A 23,847-nucleotide genomic window follows, 5' to 3' on the forward strand; every position below is an offset into this window, starting at 1 on the left:
CCGAAGGCGAGCCAAAGGTATGTAATGAAAAACTACACGTCTAGAATGTAGACTTATACAGGTAAAGTAATCGCGCACATGGAGAGGGTATGAAACGCAAGCAATCCATCGAGCAGGTACGCTGGGACCTGGCACTTCGCTATCGTTTGATCGAGACCGTTGCCTGGTGGGAAGGCCGGCTGACCACGGGGCACCTGATGCAGAGCTTTGGCATCAGCCGCCAGCAGGCGTCTAAGGACATCAATACCTACATCACCGAGCATGCGCCCGAAAACTTGACGTATGACAAGCAGATAAAGGGGTATGTACCGAGCGAGCAGTTCGAGCCACGGTTCATCGACAACAGCGCCAGCGCCTATTTGCACCTGCTGTACCAGAACAATGAGCGCGCCCCGCACATCGACGGGCTGGCACTGGCCTATGCACACACCCGGGTGCTGGAAGTACCCGATCGCCCTATTCGGCCAGAGGTGCTGCGCCCCTTGCTCAAGGCCTGCCGTGAAGGCCTGCGCCTGGAAACCGAATACGTGTCCTTCAACACCCCCAACGTCGAGGTACGCCTGATCGCCCCGCACACGCTGGTGTACACCGGCATGCGCTGGCACGTGCGGGCTTATTGCGAAAAGAACGGCCAGTACCGCGACTTCGTGCTGAGCCGCTTGCGCGGGCAGCCGGACTTGCTCGACGCATCGCCGAACACGCGCGAGCAGGATGAAGACTGGAATGTGGAAGTGCCCGTCATCTTCGAACCTGATGGGCGGTTGAACGCGGCGCAGAAGGCAATCATCGAAACCGACTTCGGCATGACGGATGGGCAATTGGTGGTACCCAGCCGCAGGGCGTTGGTGAAGTATGTGTTGCAGCGGTATCAGATCGACCACCGCAACATGGCGATACTGCCCGAGGCCCAGCAACTGGTGGTAAGCAACCTCAAGGAATTGAAACAGTGGTTGATGAATGACTAATAGCTGAGTACCGGGGCCGGGAGTTGCTGCCGCAAGTCTCAGCCCGGCAACCGCGCTCAGCTACGACCACCTGTTCCATTGCTTGCTGGGGTTATCAGGGCTCATTTGCGCAGCAATTCGTGCCTGAAACGTGCTTCCAGCGAGGGGATTTCAAGCAGCACATCTTCGTCTTCCCACACATCGTAGGAGCGTTCCATCTCAATGTTTCCGGCCATGAAATCTTCATCGAACGGAGCATCATCATCGATTTCCTCGTAGAGCGACGAGGTGTAGCCCTTGATCCAGAGCTTGCGCTTTTCTGCACTGACCACATAGCCGGAAGAGTACTCACTACCCAGCAGGCGCTGGGGCTCCGCAGAGCCTTTACGGCCAAGGGCGGTAATGGCAATGACCAGATGCGCCAGTTCATCCATGTCTGGGCAGACGAACTCATGAAACGCTGGCCAAAACTCCATATCGGCGTCAGAAGCGCGCCAACCTTTCGCATCGTTGACCTCGCTCAGGTCTTCGTAGGGGTGCGAATGGAACGTGCCGATGAGCTCCAACTGCGGCCAGTACTCTGCGAAGAAGTCGCGCTTCATCGCGATGGATTCGAAATCGGGCTTTACCCATTCCGAGTGCCTGAGTGCCGAGGTTTCGACCGTGGCGACCACCGCAACCAAGCGGGCAGGAAGGTTGTTGCGCACGGGTAAGGCATACCCCCACAGCAAGCCGAATGTTTCGAGCTTCTTATTGCTTCGTCCCCGCGCGTGCGCCCTGTGCGACACCTCGTACGCCTCAATCGCCGAAGTAAGCAACTGCGGCAGGACATGATCCTCAATAATTACCTGTGTGCGCATTTATTCCTTCCTGGGCGTTGTTGATGGCTTGCGCCGCGTTATCAATGCCCAAGACACGCCAGGCAGATAATGGCAAATAGCCTTTATCCTACCTCATTTAGCTGATCAGAATACGGTGGAGGCTGGCTGAATGCCCAGCGTCCACTCGGTACACATTTCCCCTACCAGCTATAACTCACCTTCGCCGTCACCTCACGCCCCGGGTTGTAGTAATTCGCCGTCCCCGACCCCACCACATGCTGCTCGTCAAACAGGTTGCTCACATTCAGCGCCAGGTCGGTCCCTTTGGCGATCTTGTAGTTCAGCGCCGCATCAAACAATGTGGTCCCATCGCTCTTCTTGGTATTGGCAGCATCCATGTAGTACGCCCCCACATACCGCGCGCCCAGGCCGACGCTCACGTCAGTGCCAGGTATGTCGTAGTAGCTCCACAGCGATGCAGTGTGTTTGGGCGCCGTCGTGAACTCATTGCCCTTCAAGGAAGAACCGTCATATAGCGACCCGCGCAGCACCTCGGACTCCATGTAGGAGTAAGCACCAATCACGCTGATGTCTTGCGTGACTTGTGCCTTGGCTTCCAGGTCAAGGCCTCGCACGCGTGACTCGCCCACCGTCTGCTGCTCGATGATGCCGCTTGGCAACACCACGGCAATGGTGACGTTTTCCTGGGTCAGGTCATAAACAGCGGCGGAGAAGAGTGCGTCCATGCCCATGGGCGAATACTTGATGCCCACTTCGTATTGCTTGCCGGTCTGCGGGGTAACGCCAACTTGCGGGGGCGAGACGGACTCCACCATGCTCACGTAGGTAGACACTTCATCGTTAACGATATAAGTCAGTGCCGCGCGGTAGGAGGTTTCGGAGAAGTTGTCCTTTTCCGTCTGCTCGCCACCGATGTATTCCTTGCTCGACAGGTCCATCGAGTCATTGCGCACGCCTGCGGTCGCGATGACGCGGTCAAAGAACGACAGGTTCTGCTGCAGGAAAACCGCCTTGGTGGTGGCGTCATTCTTTTTGCGGGTATAGGGCGTGATACCGCCAGGCACGCCGGTGAATACCGGGTTGGCGATGTCGATGGAGGGCGCCAGGCCGTAGACCGAGCTCTGTTTGGTAGTCGAGTCGAGGTACTCGACGCCCACCAGCGTGCTGCTATCGATGTGCTCGAACTGGGCATCGTACTGCAGCATCAAGTTGCCATTGAGCTGATCGGCATCGCTGTCGGTGCCGAAGACATAGCGTGGAATGGTGGTGCCTACGCGCGAGGCGTTATCGCTCAGGTAAGCGTAGCCAAAGTCATCGGTCAGCTCGCTGTAGCGCAGGTTGCTGCGCAGGGTGAAGCCATTGTCGAAGTCGTGGGTGATGTTGCCACTGAGGCTGGTGCGCTCGACGTTGTGGAAGTTGTAGCCGGGCTCGCCATAGAAATCGCTGCGGTCGTATTCCTTGTCCAGCGGGTAGCCGCCGCTGTTCGGCGAGCTGTCGGTTTTCAGGTAGTCGAGAATTAGGGTAGCCGAGGTGTAGTCGGTCGGCGCCCAGGTCAGGCCGCCCATCACGAAGCGGTTGTCGTCCTGGGAGTGGTCGTACTCGCGGTCGCTGTTCTGCATCTTGGCCGTGAAGCGGCCGGCCAGGGTTTGTTCGTCGTTAAGGGCATCGCCCACGTCGATCCCGGTTTCGGCATGGTCATAGGAGCCGTAGGTCACGTAGCCTTGGCCAAACTTCTCGAAGCGCGGTTGCTTGGTCACGAAGTTGACCGAGCCACCCGGGTCGGCCGGGCCGAACAGGGTGGAGTTGGCACCCCGCAGAATTTCGATACGCTCGTAGGCGAATGGGTCTTCGCGCACACCGCGCATCGAGCTGAGGGTCAGGCCGTCTCGGTAGGTGGTGGCCTGGAAGCCGCGGATCAGGAAGTAGTCGTTGCGGTCGTCTGAACCGTAGTAGTCGCTGACCACGCCGGGGGTGTACTGCAGCGCCTCTTCGGTGGTGCTGACGCTGCGCTGCTGCATTTCCTTGTTGGTGACCACAGACACGGACGCGGGGGTGTTGAGGATGCTGGTCGCCACCTTGCCGCCTACCCACAGCTCCTTGGCCACCACCGAGTTGGCGTCATCGTCGGCGCTGGCCTTGACCTTGGCGTTGATGATGACGGGCGCCAGGCGGTAGTCCTCGGTGGCGCCAAGTTCCAGCGGGCCGGTAGGCTTTGGTTGTGGAATCACCAGGTAGGCGTTGGGGCCTTGCTGCTCGACTTGTAATTCGGTGCCTTGCAACAACGACGACAACGCTGCCGACGTTTCCAGGTTGCCCTGAACGCCCTGGGTGCTGCGGTTAGCTACATTTTGGGCATCGAAGGACAGGCTGATACCCGCCTGGCGAGCAAAGCGGTCGAGCGCCGGTGCCAAAGGGCCACCCGGAATGTTCCACTGCTGCAGCTGGTTGTTGTGCTCAGCGTTTACGGCTTGTGCAAGCGATGGCAACGCGTAGCTGCTGACAACCATACCCAAAAACGCGCCGCGCACGGCACGGCTCAATGGATGGCGCTGTGGAACCGGGGTCAAACTCATTTTCTCGCTCCGTAGAGTGTCGGCGGGCTGGCCTGTATTCCGGCCTTCTCTACAAGCCGAACGAGAATGAGAAAACACCTCATTTATTTTTCGGGTAGCGGGAGGCACCACATCGCGGGCGCCTCCAGCACTTAAACCTTATTCGCTTTCGCGGCTCGCAAACGGGTCAAACTCGGGGTCGTTCAACTTCAGGATGTGGTTCTTGATGGCATAACCGGCCAGCTCGACGTATTCCATATAGAAGTCTTTACCCAGTTGCCGCAGCGGTGAGCCCTTCAATGAATCAGCGACAGCTCTTAACGTTATGCTCCCGGATTCTTCAGCGATGGATTCCACACTGCGCACACGCCTTTCAGGGTGGTCATAGGGCTTCTGGTACCAGGTCGCGATCTGATACTGGATATCCTCTCTTTCCAGCGCCTGATACAGATGGCTGGCAAACGCGATGCTGGTTTCGCGAATCAGGCCCGGGTCGATATCGAGCTTTTCAAGTAGCGTTTCAGTGGGTTGGTAGGCAACATAAAGCAGGTCGGCGATGGTGTAGCCCGGCATCGGCGGGAAAACGCCTGGCGGTAGTTGGTCCGCCGGGATTGATAGCTGGTCGGAATAGTCGTCGTTGTGCACAGGAAGCTCCTTGCCTCGGCATAGTTTTACTGGCCAGCGCCAGCATCATCCTCGCGCCATTGCTGGCGCGCAGTTAAATGACATTCTCCGGTTGTATTAGTTGCGCGCAAGGGTGAAATAACTGCGGTCAGCTACCTACTCATCCGAGTGCGGTTTCAAAGCGGTTTTGCCGGTGCGGGTACATGCCTTTTACAGGGGTTGGCTTTGCGCCAGTAGCGTTTCCTGCGTAGCGGGCAGCGGGCGGCTCAGCAGCACGCCAACCACCACCGCGAACACCAGCGCTGCAAGGCCCGCAACCTGCAACACGGCCTCGAAGCCACCCACGAACGCCTGGCGGGCCAAGGGTGCCACCGCTTCACGCAAGCCCGGATCAAGCAGCGCCAGGGCCGCCTGCAGGTCGCCCGCCGCTACCCGCGTGGCCATCGCAGTAATCTGGCCCACTTGCGATGGCGCTACGGCAACCAGGGCTTCGTGAAGCAATTGCCCGCTGCGGGCGGCCAGTACGCCGCCCAGTAAACCGATAGCCAGGACGATGGCCCCGAAGCGCGTAGTTGTACTCAACCCGGAAGCCATCCCGGTACGCTGGCGCGGCACACAAGCCATGATGTTTTTCTGGGTGTCGCCATTCAGCAGCCCGGCCCCCGCCCCCAGCACCAGGCTGGCCAGGGCAAACGCTGCATAGCCGCCAAACCCGGCGGCCCAGGCACACAGCAGGTTGCCCACCCCCACCAGCACCAGGCCAAGGGCGAACACCTGCGCCGGGCTCAAGTGCGCCGCCAGGCGCATGCCCAAGCGCGGTGTCAGCAACATGGCCACGGCAAACGGCAGCATGCCGGCCCCGGCTGCCAGTGCGGACAGTTGCAGGCCGTTTTGCAGGTACAGCGGCAGCAAAGTCATCATCACCTGGGCGCAGGCGGCGTAGGCGAACATGCCCAGCAAAGCACCCACAAACCGCCCGCTGCGCATCAGCTGAAGGTCGATCATCGGCCGTTCCTGGTGGCGTTCGACCATGATAAACAGGCCAAACAGGAAGGCACTGATTAGCAGCCGGCCCAGGGTTTGGGCACTGCCCCAGCCCACCTGGTTGGCATCGATCATCGCCCAGATCAGATAGCCCAGGGCACCCGCAAAAGTCAGGCTGCCCCATGGGTCAAGCCGGGCCGCCGCGCTGTCGCGGGACTCTTCGACACTGCGCAGCACCATCACTGCCAACAACGCCACCAACGGCAGGTTGATGTAGAAGATCCAGCGCCAGCCCAAGGTACTGGCGATCACCCCGCCGAGCAGCGGCGCAAAGGTGATGGTGGCGCCCATGCAGGCACCCCAGAAGGCCCAGGCGCGCATGCGTTCCTGCGGCTGGTGGAAGCGGTTGCCGATGGCGGCCAGTGCCGAGGTCAACAACAGGGCCGCGCCGATGCCCTTGGCGGCCCTGGCCAGGTCGAGCAATAGCAGGCTGGGCGCCGCGCCGCAGGCTAGCGAGGGCCAGGCCGAGCAGCAGCATGCGCCGGCGGCCAAAGCGGTCGGCGAGGCTCCCGGCGGGCAGCAGGCAAGCTGCGAAGGCCAGCAGGTAGGCACTGACTACCCATTCGATATCGGCGAACGAGCCCGACAGGTCGCGGGCGATACTGGGCAGGCTGACCGCGACAATGTTGGTGTCGAGGATGATCAGGGCGCAGACCAGGGAGGCGGTAAGCAGGGTGAAGCGTGCAGAGGGCATGGTGGGGCTCCAGAAGCTGAGCTGGTTGGTTTGGAGTGCCTTTTACCTGCAGGATCGCCGGGACCGCACAGCGGTCCCCTGCAACCTGCGGATAATGCATAGCCCTTGAATGTTGTGCGGTCCCTGCAATTGCACAGGCAGGCTTTGCCGCCAAGCCACCAGCCTTGTAGTGTTGGCCTTACCATACCGCCGCCTGCGCCAAGGCTTGTTAGCCCCGGCGGCCCGCGTTATTACCCTGCAGGTAACACCTGATGGAAATCCGCCATTTCCGCTATTTTCTCTGCGTGGCCCGCCACGGCCATTTCACCCGGGCCGCCGAGCAGTTGGGCATCGCCCCGCCCACCCTCAGCCGGCAGATCCAGGACATGGAACGCGAGCTGGGTGTGCGCTTGTTCGAGCGCAGCCAGCGCGAGGTCAACCTCACCGCCGCCGGCCAGGCGCTGTTGATTGAGGCCGAACAGGCCGTGCGCCAGTTCGACGCCGCACAGCTGGGTGCACAACGCGCAGCCCGTGGCGAAAGCGGGCGTATCGAACTGGGCTACGTGGCTTCGGCCGCCTACTCGGGCATGCTCCAGCAGCAAGTCAGCCGCTACAGCGAAACCTGCCCTGGCGTGCGCCTGAATATCCGTGAACTGCCCATGGCCGAACTACCCGGCATGGTCCGCGACGGCTTACTTGACCTTGCCTACGTGCGCTCACCGATGGAGCTGCCTGACCGGCTGGAAGCCATCGCCTTGCACCAGGAAGGTTTCGTTCTCGCCCTGCCCGCCAGCTCGCGGATCAACGAAGTGCCGCAGATCCCGGCCTCGCGCCTGGCCAACGAAACCTTCATTCTGCCCGAGCAGATTTCCGGCACGCTGGAAGTGGCGGCGCAAGGTGGCTTCGTCCCGATGCTTGGCCCACAACCCGGCAGCCTGGTGGCCGTAATTACCTTGGTATCTCTTGGGCAAGGCATTGCAGTGGTCCCGGAATCGGTGGTGCAGCGCATCAACCTGCCGCAGGTGAATTACCGGCGGGTCGTCGATTGCCAGGCTAGCTCGTGGCTAAGCCTGGTTCACCGGCGCTTCGAGAAAGCGCCGGCTGTGATGCGATATGTGCAAAGCGTGCTGGGCGGCACTTGATGGCCGCTCAAGTACGCTGATCTTCTAATGGAAATCGAGCTTGCCCAGGTACTCAGGCTCGAAGCGGGGTATTGGGAGCCAAAGAAGCAGGAATCCCGGCCCAACTCCATCCAAGCCAGCGCCCGGTCGCCCGCACCGCCAGACAAGTGTTTCAAAAAACAAAGGGCACCCATCCACGGGTGCCCTTTGCCTTACAGCCAGGTGAACTGAATCACCCCATCGATCGCGCGCCCACTGGTTGCGCATGGCCCCTCGACGTCACGATCCCCAGGAAGGAAATCACGATCGCCAGGCCCAATGTCGAGCTCACTTCTGCCCGGTGCTCAGGCGTGTACATCATCACCGCCAACGCCCCGGCAATGAAAATGATCACCGCCCAGGTCAGGTACGGGAACAGCCACATGCGGAACTTCAGCTCGGTGTTCTCGCGCTCCAGACGGCGGCGCATGCGCAGCTGCGAGATGGCGATAACCATGTACACCAACAGGGCGATGGCGCCGGAGCTGGCCAGCAGGAACTCGAACACTCCCTTCGGCGCGAAGTAGTTGAGGACTGCGATGGCCGCACCGATCAGGGTGCTGCCGAACACCGCAGCACGCGGTACACCAACCTTGGAGGTCTTGTTGAGGAAGGCCGGGGCGTCACCGCGCTTGGCCAGCGAGAACATCATCCGCGAAGCGATGTAGATCGACGAGTTCATGCAGCTGGTAACTGCGACCAGTACCACTAGGTCGACCATGAACGCCGCGTTGGGGATGTTCATGATTTCCAGCGCACGCTGGTAAGAACCCACCACCGCCAATTGCGGGTCGTTCCACGGTACGACTGAGATGATCACGAAGATCGACAGGATGTAGAAGGTGCTGATACGCCAGATCACCGAGCGGGTGGCCTTGGCGATGTTGCGCGACGGGTCGCTGGACTCGGACGCGGCGATGGTCACCGCCTCGGTGCCGATAAAGCTGAACATCACAGTGATGAACGCGCCGACCACCGCCGACCAGCCCTTCGGTGCAAAGCCGCCGTATTCGGCCATCAGCCCGCTCAGCCCACTGACCTCGCGGTTGGGCAGCCAGCCCATCAGCGCGGCGAAGCCCAGGCCGATGAAGCCCAGGATGGCAGTGACCTTGAGGATCGCGAACCAGAACTCGAACTCGCCGTACTTGGCCACGCTGAACAGGTTGGTACCGGCCAGCAGCAACACCGAACCCAGGGCGAAGATCCAGCTGTCCACCTGCGGGAACCAGGCGTTCAGCACATGCCCGGCAGCCAATGCCTCGATAGGGATGACCAATACCCAGAACCACCAGTACAACCAGCCGATGGTATAGCCGGCCCAGCGGCCAATGGCCTGGTCGGCATAGGTGGAAAACGATCCGGTGTCGGGGTGTGCCACGGCCATTTCGCCGAGCATGCGCATGACCAGTACCACCAGGGTCCCGGCCACGAAATAGGAAATTATGGTTGCTGGCCCGGCTGCCGCGATGGCATGGCCAGAGCCGACGAAAAGTCCGGCGCCGATGATGCCGGCGATGGACAGCATCGTTACGTGACGTGGCTTGAAACCTTGTGCAAGGTTGCCATCAGATCCCACGGTGTTCATTGATGTTGTTCTCTTTTTGCTGACACAAGGAAGGACGGGCAGGCGTAGGCGAAAAATATCTCCTTTGAAATCAATAAGTCGACACGTTGTTCGCGCGCTGTTGTTGATCTTTGGCACGCGTCACAGAGCAAGGTGTCAGTGCGGTTCGGGGTTCATTTAATCCCCGCATGGCTGTGGGGAATTACACGAGAACGCCACGGAACTGTTCGATCACGACAGGGCATTTCCATCAACGCCAGATGTCGCGAATGGCATATCTGATCGCGCCACAGGCCCAAATGGAGGTTTTGTTTTTCATTTGGATGTGTGTTGCCTGTGCCGGCCCTTTCGCGGGTGAACCCGCTCCTGCGACGGTGCGGGGTGAGGCCACCGGTTGATGAATGCGGGGGCGGCTGGGACGGGGAATGACTGGGGGGGGGTTGGCTGGCAGGTCTGGCCTATTCGCGGGTGAACCCGCTCCTACGACGGTGCGTGCGAGGCCACCGATCGATGTAGGAGCGGGCTTGCCCGCGAAGAGGCCGGCAGCCTCAACGCACCAGGCAGGGCCGTTTGTTATCGAAGCGCCAACCCGGAATCAGGAACTGCATCGCCACGCTGTCATCGCGCGCCCCCAGCCCCATGTTGCGGTAGCACTCATGGGCCTTTGCCAGCTGGTCTTCATCCAGTTCCACGCCCAGGCCCGGCCGCGCCGGCACCCGCACATGCCCGTCGACAATGCGCAGCGGCTCACGGGTCAGGCGCTGGCCATCCTGCCAGATCCAGTGGGTGTCGATCGCCGTGATTTCACCCGGCGCCGCAGCCGCCACCTGGGTGAACATCGCCAGCGAAATGTCGAAGTGGTTATTGGAATGAGAACCCCAGGTCAGCCCCCAGTCGTTGCACATCTGCGCCACCCGCACCGAACCCTGCAAGGTCCAGAAGTGCGGGTCGGCCAGCGGGATGTCCACCGATTGCAGCTGGATGGCATGGCCCATCTGCCGCCAGTCGGTGGCGATCATGTTGGTCGCGGTGGGCAGGCCGGTGGCACGGCGGAACTCGGCCATCACCTCGCGGCCCGAGTAACCGTTCTCGGCGCCGCACGGGTCTTCGGCGTAGGCCAGCACATCGTGCTTGTCGCGGCACAGGGCAATGGCCTCCTTGAGCGACCATGCGCCATTGGGGTCGAGCGTGATGCGCGCTTCGGGGAAGCGTTCGGTCAGCGCTGTCACGGCCTCCATCTCTTCTTCACCACGTAGCACGCCGCCCTTGAGCTTGAAGTCGCTGAAGCCATAGCGCGCCTTGGCGGCCTCGGCCAGCCGCACCACCGCTTCCGGGGTCAGGGCCTTTTCGTGGCGCAGGCGAAACCAGTCGTCATCGCTGTCGGCTTCGTTGCGGTAAGCCAGGTCGGTCTGCTGGCGGTCGCCGATATAGAACAGGTAACCAAGCATCTTCACCGCATCACGTTGCTGCCCCTCGCCCAGCAGTGCTGCCATCGGTACGTTCAGATGCTGGCCGAGCAGGTCGAGCAACGCCGACTCGATGGCCGTTACCGCATGCACGGTGATGCGCAGGTCGAAGGTCTGCAGGCCGCGGCCCGCCGAGTCACGGTTGGCGAAGGTCTGGCGCATGGCATTGAGCACACGCTGGTAATGGCCGATCGGCTGGCCGACCACCAGGCTGCGGGCGTCCTCCAGGGTCTGGCGAATGTTCTCGCCGCCGGGCACTTCGCCCAGGCCGGTATTGCCGGCGCTGTCGCGCAGCACCACCACGTTGCGGGTGAAGTACGGGCCATGGGCGCCACTGAGGTTGAGCAGCATGCTGTCATGGCCGGCCACCGGGATCACGCGCAGGTCGGTGACCACCGGGGTACTGGTGTGAAGGGTCTGCATATTCATGAGGGTTGTCTCGCAGTCATCAGTGGGTATGGCCCAGGGCCGAGGAGGCCTTGAGGTCATCGGTAGGGACGCCTTTGGGGCGGGTGCGTACGAAGAAGATGGCAATCGCCGCCAGCACCGAGGTCACCGCCAGGCCATACAGGCCGCCCTGGATCGACCCGGTCTGCTGCTCCAGCAGCCCGAAGGTGGTAGGGGCGACGAAGCCGCCGAGGTTGCCGACCGAGTTGATCAGGGCAATGACTGCCGCCGCGATACGCGCATCCAGATAGCCCTGAGGGATAGGCCAGAACAGCGAAGAGGCCGACTTGAAACCGATGGCCGCAAAGCAAACCGCAACGAAGGCAAAAACCGGCCCGCCCGTCGTGGACATGAACATGCCAATGGCAGCGATCACCAAGGCGCCTGCCACCCAGGCCTGCTGGAACCTCCAGCGTGCGGAACCGGCAGCAAAGGCGTACATGGCCAGGATCGAGATCAACCACGGGATGGAATTGAAGAAGCCCACCTGCAGGTCACTGAGGTCGCCCATGCGCTTGATGATGCTGGGCAACCAGAAGGTGGCGGCATAGATGGTCAGCTGGATGCAGAAGTAGATCAGGCAGAACAGCAAGATCTGCCGGTCCTTGAGCAGGCTCCAGGCCGATGGCTTCACTGCGCCGGTCGCCTCGCGCTCGCGCTGCTCGCGGTCAATGGTCGCCACCAGCGCCTCCTGCTCCGCCGGGTTCAGCCACTTGGCGTCCTGCGGCTTCGAGTCGAGCCAGAAGAACACAAAGAAGCACAGCGCCACCGAGGCCATGCCTTCAATGAACAGCATCCACTGCCAACCATGCAGGCCCAGGCCCTGGATCTGCATCAGCGCCCCGGCCAACGGCCCGGAAATCAGCGATGCCAGTGCAGAACCGCTGAGGAAGATAGCAATGGCCTTGCCGCGCTCGGCCGCCGGCAGCCAGCGGGTGAAGTAGTAGATCACTCCAGGAAAGAAGCCTGCTTCGGCCACCCCGAGCAGAAAGCGCAGCACGTAGAACTGGGTTTCGTTCTGCACGAAGGCCATGGCCGTGGCCACCAGCCCCCAGGTGAACATGATACGGGTCAGCCACAGCCGGGCACCGACCTTTTGCAGCAGCATATTCGAAGGTACTTCGAACAGCGCGTAACCGATGAAGAACAGTCCGGCACCAAAACCAAACGCCGCAGCGCTGATGCCCAGGTCGCTTTCCAGGTGCGGGCGGACGAAGCCAATGTTGACGCGATCAAGGTAGTTGACGATGAACATGATGACGAACAGCGGCAGGACGTGGCGTTTGACCTTGGCCACGGCACTGGCCAGCGCGTCGCCTTCATGCCGGGCAGACGGAGCGAGGGTGTCGTTCACTTGCGGATCTCCCACTAATTGTTTTTGTGCGGGTCGGGTTGTCTGACAGGGCAGTGGGGAGGAGCTTATTCGCAGCGAGGTTGTACGACAAGATCATCAAAGTAGGCAAAATACCAAAATACAAGCTGTCATAAGGCCAATTTGCTCCTAACATGCAAAAACAGACCAATTACACGCTGAATTGAACGCGTGAAAAATCGGCAAAAAATATTTCTATCGATTAACTTGTCGTACAAGTAAATCAAGAAGCGGATCACACATGGAACCCGAACACGCTCGCAAACGCGGCCATAGCCGCGCCCATGACCTGGTCTCCAGCCTGACCCAGCAAATTCTGCTGGGCACCTTCAAACCAGGCGACAAACTGCCTTCGGAAAACACCTTGGTGCGCGAGCACGGGGTAAGCCGCACAGTGGTTCGCGAAGCCTTGTCGAAGCTGCAGGCCTCTGGGCTCGTGGAGCCGCGCCACGGGATCGGTACGTTCGTGATGGAGCGCCAGGCCCAGGCCGGCCTGCGCGTTGCGGCGGAGAGCGCGGCGAATGTGCGCGATCTGCTGGAGCTGCGTATTGGCCTTGAAGGCCAGGCAGCCGCGCTGGCCGCACTGCGTCGTGATGAGGGGCAACTGGCGCGCATGCGCCAGGCGCTGGATGACTATCAGGACCTGGCCGCTGCAGGCGACAGCTGCATCGAGGCCGACCGACGCTTTCACCTGCTGATTGCCGAGGCTACCGGCAACCTGTATTTCACTGAGATGCTGCTGCAGCTGGGTAACGGCCTGATCCCGCGCAACCGCATGGCCCTGGCCGAGCGCGCGGGGGCCAAGCTGGCGCGGCAAGCGTACCTGGCCAACCTGGAGCACGAGGCCATCCTCAATGCCATCCGCAGACAGGACCCGGATGCCGCGCGGGCGGCAGTGTGCCTGCACCTGTCCAACAGCCGCGACCGGCTATTGCCGGACTGATTGTCAGACCGTGCAACGCCCCCACTTCACCAGGTCAGGCAGATCTTGCCGAAATGCCGATTGCTCTCCTGGTAACGGAACGCCTCGACGATCTGTTCCAGTTCGAAATGCTTGTCCACCACCGGTCGCAGACCGTTGGCATCGATTGCCCGCACCATCGCCTGCTGCTGCGCCCGGCTGCCCACCAGCACCCCTTGCAGGCGAATCTGCCGCACCAGCGCCTGCACCAGCGGCAACTGCCCGGCCACCCCGGTAAGGATGCCGATCAGCGAAACATGCCCGCCAATGCGCGCAGCAATCATCGACTGCTCCAGCGTCGCCGGGCCACCCACTTCAATCACATGATCGACACCGCGGTTGCCCGTCAGCTCGCGTACTTTCTCGCCCCATGCCGGGGTGCTCTTGTAGTTGATCAGGTGGTCGGCACCCAAGGCCTTCAGGCGCTCCAGCTTGGCATCGCTGGACGAGGTGGCGATCACGGTCGCGCCCGCCAGCTTGGCGAACTGCAGGGCGAAAATCGACACACCGCCGGTACCCTGCACCAGTACCGTGTCGCCGGGCTTGAGGTGATCATCGCTCATCAGCGCGCGCCAGGCGGTAAGGCCGGCGGTGGTCAGGGTGGCAGCCTCGGCATGGCTGAAACCCTGGGGTGCCAGGGTGAATGCGGTGGCGCGGGCAGTCACCTGCTCACGGGCGTAGCCATCGATGCCGTCGCCGGGCACCCTGGCAAAGCCCTCGACATTGGCCTGGCCATCGAGCCAGTCGGGGAAGAAGGTGCTGACCACATTGTCGCCGACCTGGAAGTCAGTGACGCCAGCCCCCACCGCCACCACCTCGCCGGCACCGTCGGCCATGGGGATGCGTCGCTCGCTCGGCCCCCACATGCCGCTGACCACGGCGAAATCGTGGTAGTTGAGGGAACTGGCGTGCAGGCGCACGGTAATCTCGCCGGCCTTGGGGGCCTGGGCCTCGCAGCTGCCGACCTCGACCTTGTCGTAGCCGCCGCCGGGTTGTACGTAGATGGCCTTGCTGCTCATGGGTAGGTCTCCGTATCAGAGCAAAGAATGGGGTTCAGCATAGACAGGTCCGGCCTCTTCGCGGGTACGCCCGCGAAGAGGCCCGCATTGCCAACACACGCATCAGCCCAGCATCACCTTCAACGCTCGGCAATCCGCCGCATGCCAATCCACCAGCTCTGGCCAGGGATTGTCCGGCAGGTTCACCAGCACCGTGCGTGCCCCCGCCGCCCGCCCACAGTCCAGGTCAAAGCGGTAATCCCCCACCATCACCAGTTCGCTCGGCGTCACGCCCCAGGCGTTGGCAATCTTCAGCAACCCATCCGGGCTCGGCTTCGGTGCAGCCTCGTCACGCCCGAGAATATGTTCCACCGGGAAGCAGTCCGCCAGGCCGATGGCCTCCAGCGTTACATGCGCCAGCTCACGCGCATTGCGGGTCAGAATGCCCAGCCGGCACCCGCGCCCGGCCAGCTCGCGCACCAGTTCCACCGCCCCGGTAGCCGCCGTGGAGGCCGTTGCCAGGTCCCTTTCGTGCTCCAGCAACCAGGCATGCTTGGCCGCCGCTTCCGCTGCCGGCAAGGCCGCCAGATGGGTGAGGATGTCGTGTTCGGCCGGGATGTCCAGCGCCACCCGAATGGCGGCGAAGTCGTGCACGGCCACGGTCAGGGTGCCGTCCATGTCGAACACCCAGTTGCGCACCTCGCCCAGGCTCATGCCCAGTCCTTGCGATGGCGAATCAGGCCTTCCTGGGTCGACGATGCCACCAGTTGCCCGGCCTGGTTGAAAATGCTGCCGCGGCAGAAGCCACGGGAATTGCCGGCCCAGGGGCTGTCGGTGGCATACAGCAGCCACTCGTCGGCGCGCAGGTTGCCGTGAAACCACAGCGAGTGGTCGAGGCTGGCGATCTGCATGTCGCGCTGCCACACCGATTTGCCATGGGGCAGCAACGCCGTGGTCAGCAAGCCGAAGTCCGAGGCATAGGCCAGCATGTACTTGTGCAGGGCAGGCACGTCAGGCAGGTTGCCGTCGGCGCGGAACCAGGCGTATTTCACCGGGTCGCCCGGCTTGGGGTTGAACGGGTCGCGCTCGGTGACCGGGCGGATCTCGATCGGCTTGGCGCACAGCACCTTGTCGCGAATGCGCTCGGGCAGCTGGTCGGCCATGGCACGGGCCAGTTCGACCTCGGTAGGCAGGTTTTCCGGGCCAACCACGTCAGGCATCTGCGCCTGGTGCTCGAAGCCTTCCTCGTCGTACTGGAACGATGCGCTGCAGGTGAAGATGGTCTGGCCCTTCTGGATCGCCGTCACCCGCCGCGTACTGAAGCTGCCGCCATCGCGCACGCGGTCTACCGAGTACACCACGGGTAGGCTGGCATCGCCCGGGCGCAGAAAGTAGCCGTGCAACGAATGCACATGGCGCGCGTCCTCGACTGTCTGACTGGCAGCCGACAACGACTGACCCAGCACTTGGCCGCCGTAAAGCTGACGGAAGCCCAGGTCCTGGCTACGTCCACGGAACAGGTTCTCCTCGATGGATTCGAGGCTCAACAGGTCGACCAGGTCGTCCAACACATGACTCATCGGCGGTTCTCCGTAGGCGCGAGCCTAGCTCGCGATGCGCCGCCCGAGCGGCGTTCGATTTCACAGGCGCTGAACGTGTTACGGCAAGCGCCTTCCAAGTAGGCAAATGATACAGCGTTTGTCATTCGCGCCGGGCATGGCCGTGCATTCAGGCGCGCAGGGTACGCTCCCAGTGCGCGCGATCGATCCGGTACAGCACATGCGGGCGCAGCGGGTGGCCGATGGGCAGGCGGGGGTGCTCGAAGCTGCCGTGCAGATCCTGCTGCATGCCGATGGCTTGCATCACCTTTTGCGAAGGCAGGTTGCTCTCGCTGGTGAACGACACGACCTCCTCCAGGCGCAACTGGGCAAAAGCACAACGCAGGCAGGTCCATGCCGCCTCGCTGGCAAAGCCCAGGCCCCAGTGGCGACGTGCCAGGCGCCAGCCGATCTCCACCGCCGGGGCAAAAGGCGCGTCGAAGTTGACATTGAGCAACCCGGTCATGCCGATGAACGCGCCACTGTCCTTGCGCTCCAGGGCCCACAGACCAAAACCGTACTCATTGAAATGCCCACGCACACGGCCGATCAACGCAGCCGCCTCAACCCGCGTCAGCGGCGCCGGAAAGTAGCGCATTACCTGTGGGTCGGCGCACAGTGCGGCGAACTCGCGCAAGTCATCGTCATGCCATTGGCGCAGCACCAGCCGTGCGCTTTCGAGTTCAAGGGTGGGGGTCATCGGGCCTGCTCCGGTTTTACCGCCTTGCAGTTTACAGCGTAGGCGCGGGCGCGGGTTTCACCCAGCCGGCAGCCGCCAAATGCAATTTTCACACGCCCTTCACCGGCCCCCGACAGGCCGCTTGGCAGGATGCCGCCATCCACCACCGCGCCAGCCGCGGTACTGCCAACGGAGCAACGCATGCTATCGAGCAACACCCTGGGGCACCCTGCCATTCATGCCCGGCGCAAGCGACGCCTGACTCACAAAGCCGTCGGAGCCGCCCTGGGCCTGTGCATGGTCGTGGCGGCGTTGACCACCTGGCTGGCGACGAGGACGCACATCGTGGACCTTGGTAACGAGCAACAACTGAGTGACAGCGGCCTGCTGCAGGACTGGGCCGACGGTGCGGTGATCGTGATGATCCGCCACGCCGAACGCTGCGACAGTGCCCCCGGCCCCTGCCTGGACAACCCCGCCGGCATCACCGTGGCCGGCAGCCAGGCCGCTGGCCGCGTTGGCCAGGGGCTACACCAACTGGGCCTGAACAACGCCGACATGCTCAGCAGCCCGAAGCTGCGCACCCGGCAAACCGCCCACTTCATCCTCGGACAGGCGGTGGCCAGCGAGGACTGGCTCGAAAGCTGCGACAGCCAGTTCGCCAACGAAGCACTCGCACAAAAACGCGCGGGCCATAACCTGGTGCTGGTGACTCACAACGGCTGCATCGACCACTTTGCCCGCCAGCAGCACGTTGCCGGCGGCGAACGTCAAAGCAACTATGCCAGCGCCCTGTTCGTGTCGGTGGATGGCAATGGCAAGGCACGCATCCTCGGACGACTGAACGAACCTGACTGGCAACGCGTATTGGCCAGCACAGGTAAATAGCCTCTATGGGAGCGGCGCAAGAAACCGGTACTCCCGCAATCACCCGTCATGGCAAGATCAGCACTGGCCCCGATTGCGACCCCATCCATGCCGTTGCCGTTGATCTACCATGAAGATTACAGCCCGGAGTTCCCCGCTGAACACCGCTTTCCGATGGACAAGTTTCGCCTGCTGCACGATCACCTGGTCGGCAGCGGGCTGACCACCGACCAGGCCCTGCTGCGCCCCGACATCTGCCCCAACGACATCCTTGCCCTGGCCCACGACCGCAGCTACATCGCGCGCTACATGAACGGCGAGCTGTCGCGCGAGGACCAGCGCCGCCTCGGCCTGCCCTGGAGCGAGGCCTTGGCCCGACGTACCGTGCGCGCCGTCGGTGGCTCATTGCTGACTGCCGAGATGGCGCTGCAGCACGGCATCGCCTGCCACCTCGCCGGTGGCACCCACCACGCCCATTACGACCACCCCGCCGGCTTCTGCATTTTCAACGACCTGGCGGTCATCAGCCGCTACCTGCTGGAAGCAGGCCGCGTACACCGGGTGCTGATCTTCGACTGCGACGTGCACCAGGGTGACGGCACTGCGCGCATCCTGCACGACACGCCCGAGGCCATCACCGTGTCGCTGCACTGCGAGCAGAACTTCCCCGCCCGCAAGGCACAAAGCGACTGGGACATCCCCCTGCCCCGAGGCATGGGCGACGCGGCCTACCTGAAGGTGGTGGACGACGCCCTCAACTACCTGCTGCCGCTTTATCAACCCGACCTGGTGCTGTATGACGCCGGTGTCGATGTGCACAAGGATGACGCCCTGGGCTACCTGCAGCTGACCGACGCGGGCGTTGCCGCCCGTGACGAAGCCGTGCTGCGCCACTGCATGGGCCGCGATATCCCGGTAATGGGCGTGATCGGTGGAGGCTACAGCAAGGACCGCACAGCCTTGGCCAAACGCCACGGCATCCTTCACCACAGCGCGGCACGTGTCATAGGTTGTTCACAATGACTGTGGAACCGCTTGTGGATAACCTGCGCGAAAGCCGCTGTAGCCCTTTACTGGCAAGGCCTGCGTGACACTGGCTATTTTTTGACCAGTGCTTCCGTGTGCAGCGCTGCGGTAGAATGCGCCTCTTTTCCACAGCCTGCTGCCCACCATGCCCGATCTAACCCCCGCATCCCCTCCCCCCGCTATCGTCATCGGTGGCGGCCCCGCCGGCCTGATGGCTGCCGAAGCACTGGCCAAGGCAGGCCTGGCGGTCGAGGTGTACGATGCCATGCCTTCAGTGGGCCGCAAGTTTCTGCTGGCGGGTGTCGGCGGCATGAACATCACCCATTCCGAGCCCTACCCGGCGTTCGTGGCACGCTATGCCGAACGCCAAGGCGAAATCGAGGCCCTGCTACGCGACTTCGATGCGGACGCGTTGCGCCAGTGGATTCATGGTTTGGGCATCGAAACCTTCGTCGGCACCTCGGGCCGGGTGTTCCCCACCGACATGAAAGCCGCACCGTTGCTACGTGCATGGCTCAAGCGCCTGCGCGACAACGGGGTGGTTATCCACACCCGCCATCGCTGGCTGGGCTGGAACACCGATGGCAGCTTGCGCATTGCTTATCCACAGGGCGAACGGCAGGTGAAAGCCTCGGTCGTGGTGCTGGCGCTGGGTGGCGCCAGCTGGGCGCGCCTGGGTTCTGACGGCAGCTGGCAACCGCTGCTGGCAGAACGGGCTGTGGATATCTCGCCTTTGCAGCCGAGCAACTGCGGTTTTGAAGTAGCGGGCTGGAGCGCGCTGCTCAAGGACAAGTTCGCGGGCGCACCGTTGAAGAACATCGCCCTCAGCGTCCCGGGCAGCGCACCGCGCAAGGGCGAGTTCATCCTCACCGCTCAAGGTGTGGAAGGCAGCCTGGTGTATGCCTGGTCGGCACCGGTCCGCGAGGCCATCCACCGTGAAGGCCGCGGGGTGCTGTTGCTCGACCTGCTGCCGGACAAGCCTGTGGACAAGATTGCCCAGGCGCTGGCCAAACCACGCGGTTCACGCTCCATGGCCAAGCACCTGCACAGCCAGCTGGGGATTGATGGGGTCAAGGCGGCGCTGCTGCGCGAGCTGACCGATCAGGCGACCTTTGCCGACGTTGATGCGTTGGCTCGGGCCATCAAGGCATTGCCCATCACCCTGGTACGCACACGGCCGCTGGATGAAGCGATCAGCAGCGCCGGCGGCGTCCGCTTCGAGGGCCTGGATGAGGGGTTGATGGTCAAGGGCATGCCGGGGGTATTCTGTGCCGGCGAAATGCTGGACTGGGAGGCGCCGACCGGGGGCTATCTGCTGACAGCATGCTTTGCCAGCGGCTTGCGCGCCGGACGGGCAGCGGCGGATTGGGTGCGGGCTTCCTGACAGATTGCCGGGCCCATGTGGGAGCGGCCTTGCATCGCGAAAGGGCCGCAAAGCGGCCCCAAAACCTCAAGGCTTACGCTTGCGCGGCCCACCATTGAAGCTCGGCACCTTGCGTACAGCCTTCACCGCCGGTTCCGCACTGCCGGCTTCAGTGCTGTCCATCCAACGCCCCAGCCCGCGCTTGGCGCTGTTTTCTTTCGGCTTCTTGGGCTTCTTCGGTTTCTTGATAACCTGCCCACTGGCATCGGTCATCGGCACCCGGTGCTCGGGGATGAAATCCGGCTCTTCATGACGCGGCAGGGTCTGCCGGGTCAGCACTTCAATGGCCGCCAGCAGTTGCACTTCATCCGCACACACCAGCGAAATTGCCTCGCCCTTGTTGCCCGCCCGCCCGGTACGCCCGATGCGGTGCACGTAGTCTTCGGCAACGATCGGCAGGTCGAGGTTGACGACCAGCGGCAAGTCATCGATATCCAGGCCACGGGCTGCCACATCGGTCGCCACCAGCACTTGCACCTCACGGGCCTTGAAGCTGTCCAGCGCACGCTGGCGGGTCGCCTGTGGGCGATCACCGTGGATGCCGTCGGCATTCACGCCTTCGGCCAGCAAGCGCTCCACCAGCTGATCGACGCCATTGCGGGTCTTGGCGAATACCAGCACCTGCTTCCAGCGCTGCTTGCGCAGCAGGTGGCAGAACAGGTCGGCCTTGCGCTTCTTGTCCACAGGCACCAGCCACTGCTTGACGCTGGCGGCCGCGGCGTTGCGCGGGCTCACTTCGATACTGAGCGGGTCATTCAGCGCCAGCCCCGCCAGCATGCGAATCTGATCGGAGAAGGTGGCGGAAAACAGCAGCGTCTGGCGCTTGCGCGGCAATGCCGCATACACCGACTGCAGCTCTTCGGCAAAGCCCAGGTCAAGCATGCGGTCGGCTTCATCCAGCACCAGCGTCTGCACCTGGTTGAACTTCACGGCGTTCTGCCGGAACAGGTCGAGCAAGCGGCCAGGGGTAGCCACCAGCAGGTCGACACCCCGGCGCAGGCGCATCATCTGTGGGTTGATACTGACCCCGCCATACACCGCGTAAGTGCTCAGCGGCAGGTTCTCGGCGTATTCGCGCACGTTGTTGTGCACCTGCTCGGCCAGCTCGCGAGTGGGCACCAGCACCAAGGCGCGGATCGAGTTGCTGGCCACCTTCTCGCCCTCCAGCGCCAGGCGCTGCAGCACAGGCAGGGCAAAGCCTGCGGTCTTGCCGGTACCGGTCTGGGCTGCGGCCATCAGGTCGCGTCCGGCCAGCACGGCGGGGATGGCTTTGGCCTGCACCGGGGTCGGGGTGGTGTAGTCCAGTTGCTGCAGCGTGCGCAGCAGCGGTTCGATCAGGCCGAGTTTGGCGAAATTCATGGCAATACCATCAGGGGGTTCAGCGAAGGCGGCAAGTTTACCGCATCGCCCCTGCCTACTTGCAGATTTCACCTTTCAACGGTTGCACAGGTTCAGGTGCCTTGCGCCACTGCGGCAGGCCGATCAGCACCACCGCGCCGATGATCACGGCCATCGCCACGCACTCTTCAGCGCCAATCTGCTCACCGGCAAAGACGATACCCAGCAACACCGCCACCGCCGGATTGACATAGGCGTAGCTAGTGGCCGCTGCCGGGCGCACATGCTTGAGCAGGTACATGTAGGCACTGAACGCCAGGATCGAACCGAAGAACACCAGGTAGGCCAGCGCACCCCAGCCAGCGGCGGTCGGCATCTGTGTCATGCGCTCACCCGATAGCACACTGCCCAGCAACAGCACCGCACCACCGACCAGCATTTCCGCTGCGCTGGCCATCGGGCCCTGGGGCAGCGGCAAGGTCTTGCTCCACACCGAGCCGAACGCCCAGGACGCCGCCGCGAAGATGATCAGTGCCGCACCTATCGGGCTGGCCTGCAGGTTGGAGCCCAGGTTAAGCAGACCGATGCCCACCAGCCCAAGGGCTATCCCCGCCCATTCCAGCTTCGAATTGCGGTGCCCGAACAACAGGCCGAACAGCAAGGTGAACAGCGGCACCGTCGCCACTGCCAAAGCCGCCACGCCCGAAGCCACACCCGCATGCTCGGCGACGGTCACCCCACCGTTGCCACAGCTGAGCAGCAAGAAACCGATCGCCCCTGCCGCCCGCCATTGTGGCCAGGTAGGTGCCGGCACGCCGCGCCAACGCAGGAAGCCGTACAGCAGGCCACCGGCGATCAGGAAGCGCACACCGGCCATGAGCATCGGAGGCCAGCTCTCGACGCCGATGCGAATGAACAGGTATGTAGAACCCCAGACCAGATACAGGGCCAGGAAGGCGCCAATCAGCAACAGCGGGAAACGACGGGAGGCAGGCATGGGGAAAACTCGAAATCCGTTTACGGGTGAGTCAGTTTAACGGCCTGCCTGGGTGAAGGGACGTTACAGAACGGGTTCAAATGAGCGGCACAATTCTGGTGCGTTCGACCGAGGCGACACTACCAGACGTTCACTTGCTAATCCCTGCAGTACTTTGCCAGCGTTTCGCGCAGCTTCGCAGCCGGGGACTTCTGCAGCCGGCAAAGCAACTCGTGCGACAGTCGCTGAACGCCGTGGTCCTGGCGCAACACACCCGCCAGATGTTGCAGCAGGTTGGCGGCCATTTCGGCATCGGCCATGGCCCGGTGCGCGGTCCCCGTGTCCGGCAAGCCGGCCCAGCGTGTCAAAGTGCCCAGCTTGTGGTTCGGCGCGGCGGGCAGCAGGCGCCGTGACAGCAACAGGGAACACGCGAAGGGCTGGCTGCGGCTGCGGCCGATACGGCTCAGCTCGTAGTCCCAGAACTTCTGGTCGAAAGCAGCGTTGTGCGCCAACAACGGGGTGCCACCGACGAACTCGGCCACCTCGTTCATCACTTTGTCCACTGGCGGCGCACTGCGCAACATGGCGGTGGTGATGCCGGTCAGCCCTGCGACGAAGGCCGGCACCGGCACGCCAGCGTTCATCAGGCTTTGGTAGCGCTCGACAATGCGCCCACCTTCAAGCATTACCACCGCCACCTCGGTGGCACGGCAGCCGGTACCGGGGGAAATGCCGGTGGTTTCAAAGTCGATGACAGCGATGCGTTCCATGAAAAGACCTTAGTGTTTAAGCAACAGCGCGCCTTCGATGGGCACGTAGCGGGTGGCAGCGCGGATCAGTGACAACGCCGTAAGCCCCGGCACGCCATACACCAACGCTTCGGTGCCATGGCGCTGGATTACCCGCTCCAGCAGCAGGTCGAAATCACCGTCACCGGAGGCCAACACCACCTGGTCGACCCGGCTGGCCGCGTCGATCACATCCAAAGTGATGCCCACATCCCAGTCACCTTTGGCCGAGCCATCGCTGCGCTGGATAAACGGTTTGAGGCGCACATCGAAACCGAGGTTGCGCAAGATCTGCTGGAACTGCTGCTGTTTGCTGTCGCCACGGTCGATGGCATAGGCCACGGCCTCGACGATCTGGCCTTCGCGGCTGACATCGGCCCACAGGGCGGTGTAGTTGAAGTGGCAACCATGAGCTTGGCGCACGGTGTAGTAGAGGTTCTGCACATCGGCGAACAGCGCGATCTTTTTCACCTGGGAACCTCATGTAGGGCCTGGAGTGCTGGGG

At 62.7% G+C, this 23,847-nt stretch carries 21 protein-coding genes and 1 pseudogene; 6 read left to right on the forward strand and 16 right to left on the reverse strand.

Features of this window, described 5'->3' with window-relative positions:
* The first annotated feature begins 89 nt into the window (after positions 1-89).
* A complete protein-coding gene (locus tag LVS58_RS00040) occupies positions 90-965 on the forward strand; it encodes a WYL domain-containing protein (RefSeq protein WP_014859377.1) in 876 nt (291 codons plus the stop codon).
* Positions 966-1,066: 101 nt separating this feature from the next.
* Here LVS58_RS00040 and LVS58_RS00045 read toward each other — a convergent pair whose 3' ends face one another.
* From LVS58_RS00045 to LVS58_RS00060, 4 genes and pseudogenes are all read right to left on the reverse strand, one after another.
* Positions 1,067-1,804 carry a hypothetical protein gene (locus LVS58_RS00045; RefSeq protein ID WP_003249871.1) on the reverse strand — a complete coding sequence of 246 codons (738 nt, stop codon included), beginning with the start codon at positions 1,802-1,804 and terminating at the stop codon, positions 1,067-1,069.
* A 161-nt stretch (positions 1,805-1,965) separates the two neighbouring features.
* Positions 1,966-4,359, reverse strand: a complete 2,394-nt coding sequence (locus LVS58_RS00050) for a TonB-dependent siderophore receptor (protein WP_233689396.1) — start codon at positions 4,357-4,359, stop codon at positions 1,966-1,968.
* Between the two features lie 138 nt (positions 4,360-4,497).
* Complete coding sequence (locus tag LVS58_RS00055) at positions 4,498-4,983, reverse strand: hypothetical protein (protein WP_233689397.1); 486 nt, start codon at positions 4,981-4,983, stop codon at positions 4,498-4,500.
* A 189-nt stretch (positions 4,984-5,172) separates the two neighbouring features.
* Positions 5,173-6,700: pseudogene (locus LVS58_RS00060) on the reverse strand (MFS transporter).
* Positions 6,701-6,951: 251 nt separating this feature from the next.
* On the opposite strand from LVS58_RS00060, the gene LVS58_RS00065 reads away from it, so the two are divergent.
* Positions 6,952-7,821: a LysR family transcriptional regulator gene (locus LVS58_RS00065; RefSeq protein WP_233689398.1), complete on the forward strand. Its 870-nt coding sequence runs from the start codon at positions 6,952-6,954 to the stop codon at positions 7,819-7,821.
* 211 nt (positions 7,822-8,032) lie between these two features.
* On the opposite strand, the gene LVS58_RS00070 is transcribed toward LVS58_RS00065, so the two are convergent.
* From LVS58_RS00070 to LVS58_RS00080, 3 genes are all read right to left on the reverse strand, one after another.
* A complete protein-coding gene (locus LVS58_RS00070; protein WP_233689399.1) occupies positions 8,033-9,424 on the reverse strand; it encodes an amino acid permease in 1,392 nt (463 codons plus the stop codon).
* Positions 9,425-9,951: 527 nt separating this feature from the next.
* Complete coding sequence (gudD, locus tag LVS58_RS00075) at positions 9,952-11,298, reverse strand: glucarate dehydratase (protein WP_233689400.1); 1,347 nt, start codon at positions 11,296-11,298, stop codon at positions 9,952-9,954.
* 19 nt (positions 11,299-11,317) lie between these two features.
* Complete coding sequence (locus LVS58_RS00080) at positions 11,318-12,670, reverse strand: MFS transporter (RefSeq protein ID WP_233689401.1); 1,353 nt, start codon at positions 12,668-12,670, stop codon at positions 11,318-11,320.
* 259 nt (positions 12,671-12,929) lie between these two features.
* Between LVS58_RS00080 and LVS58_RS00085 the strand changes: the two genes are divergently transcribed.
* On the forward strand, positions 12,930-13,631 hold the full coding sequence (locus LVS58_RS00085) for a FadR/GntR family transcriptional regulator (RefSeq protein WP_003249857.1): 702 nt from the start codon (positions 12,930-12,932) through the stop codon (positions 13,629-13,631).
* 26 nt (positions 13,632-13,657) lie between these two features.
* On the opposite strand, the gene LVS58_RS00090 is transcribed toward LVS58_RS00085, so the two are convergent.
* The 5 genes from LVS58_RS00090 to LVS58_RS00110 all read right to left on the reverse strand — a co-directional run bounded on the left by LVS58_RS00090 (position 13,658) and on the right by LVS58_RS00110 (position 17,127).
* Positions 13,658-14,668, reverse strand: coding sequence for a zinc-dependent alcohol dehydrogenase family protein (locus LVS58_RS00090; protein ID WP_233689402.1), 1,011 nt, complete (start codon positions 14,666-14,668; stop codon positions 13,658-13,660).
* A gap of 102 nt (positions 14,669-14,770) precedes the next feature.
* A complete protein-coding gene (locus LVS58_RS00095; protein WP_233689403.1) occupies positions 14,771-15,361 on the reverse strand; it encodes an HAD family hydrolase in 591 nt (196 codons plus the stop codon).
* Complete coding sequence (gene tesB, locus LVS58_RS00100; protein WP_233689404.1) at positions 15,358-16,227, reverse strand: acyl-CoA thioesterase II; 870 nt, start codon at positions 16,225-16,227, stop codon at positions 15,358-15,360. Before tesB ends, LVS58_RS00095 begins: the two co-directional genes overlap by 4 nt.
* Positions 16,228-16,375: 148 nt before the next feature.
* Positions 16,376-16,945 carry a GNAT family N-acetyltransferase gene (locus tag LVS58_RS00105; protein ID WP_233689405.1) on the reverse strand — a complete coding sequence of 190 codons (570 nt, stop codon included), beginning with the start codon at positions 16,943-16,945 and terminating at the stop codon, positions 16,376-16,378.
* Positions 16,942-17,127 carry a hypothetical protein gene (locus LVS58_RS00110; RefSeq protein ID WP_233689406.1) on the reverse strand — a complete coding sequence of 62 codons (186 nt, stop codon included), beginning with the start codon at positions 17,125-17,127 and terminating at the stop codon, positions 16,942-16,944. The genes LVS58_RS00105 and LVS58_RS00110 overlap by 4 nt, the downstream gene beginning before the upstream one ends.
* On the opposite strand from LVS58_RS00110, the gene LVS58_RS00115 reads away from it, so the two are divergent.
* The 3 genes from LVS58_RS00115 to LVS58_RS00125 all read left to right on the forward strand — a co-directional run bounded on the left by LVS58_RS00115 (position 17,126) and on the right by LVS58_RS00125 (position 20,201).
* Complete coding sequence (locus LVS58_RS00115) at positions 17,126-17,812, forward strand: histidine phosphatase family protein (RefSeq protein ID WP_233689407.1); 687 nt, start codon at positions 17,126-17,128, stop codon at positions 17,810-17,812. The genes LVS58_RS00110 and LVS58_RS00115 overlap by 2 nt on opposite strands.
* 87 nt (positions 17,813-17,899) lie before the next feature.
* Positions 17,900-18,814, forward strand: coding sequence for a histone deacetylase family protein (locus LVS58_RS00120; RefSeq protein WP_233689408.1), 915 nt, complete (start codon positions 17,900-17,902; stop codon positions 18,812-18,814).
* Between the two features lie 148 nt (positions 18,815-18,962).
* The gene (locus LVS58_RS00125; RefSeq protein ID WP_233689409.1) at positions 18,963-20,201 is read left to right on the forward strand and encodes a TIGR03862 family flavoprotein; all 1,239 of its coding nucleotides are present in this window, start codon (positions 18,963-18,965) and stop codon (positions 20,199-20,201) included.
* Positions 20,202-20,267: 66 nt separating this feature from the next.
* Here LVS58_RS00125 and LVS58_RS00130 read toward each other — a convergent pair whose 3' ends face one another.
* From LVS58_RS00130 to LVS58_RS00145, 4 genes are all read right to left on the reverse strand, one after another.
* Positions 20,268-21,599 carry a DEAD/DEAH box helicase gene (locus tag LVS58_RS00130; protein ID WP_233689410.1) on the reverse strand — a complete coding sequence of 444 codons (1,332 nt, stop codon included), beginning with the start codon at positions 21,597-21,599 and terminating at the stop codon, positions 20,268-20,270.
* Positions 21,600-21,654: 55 nt separating this feature from the next.
* Positions 21,655-22,575 (reverse strand): drug/metabolite exporter YedA, encoded by a 921-nt coding sequence (yedA, locus tag LVS58_RS00135; RefSeq protein WP_233689411.1) that lies wholly within the window; start codon positions 22,573-22,575, stop codon positions 21,655-21,657.
* Between the two features lie 137 nt (positions 22,576-22,712).
* A complete protein-coding gene (locus LVS58_RS00140; RefSeq protein ID WP_233689412.1) occupies positions 22,713-23,324 on the reverse strand; it encodes a 3'-5' exonuclease in 612 nt (203 codons plus the stop codon).
* Positions 23,325-23,333: 9 nt separating this feature from the next.
* Positions 23,334-23,813 carry a LabA-like NYN domain-containing protein gene (locus LVS58_RS00145; protein ID WP_233689413.1) on the reverse strand — a complete coding sequence of 160 codons (480 nt, stop codon included), beginning with the start codon at positions 23,811-23,813 and terminating at the stop codon, positions 23,334-23,336.
* Positions 23,814-23,847: the final 34 nt, after the last annotated feature.

The sequence above is a fragment of the Pseudomonas sp. JR33AA genome (assembly GCF_021378985.1).
Taxonomy (GTDB): Bacteria; Pseudomonadota; Gammaproteobacteria; order Pseudomonadales; family Pseudomonadaceae; genus Aquipseudomonas; species Aquipseudomonas alloputida.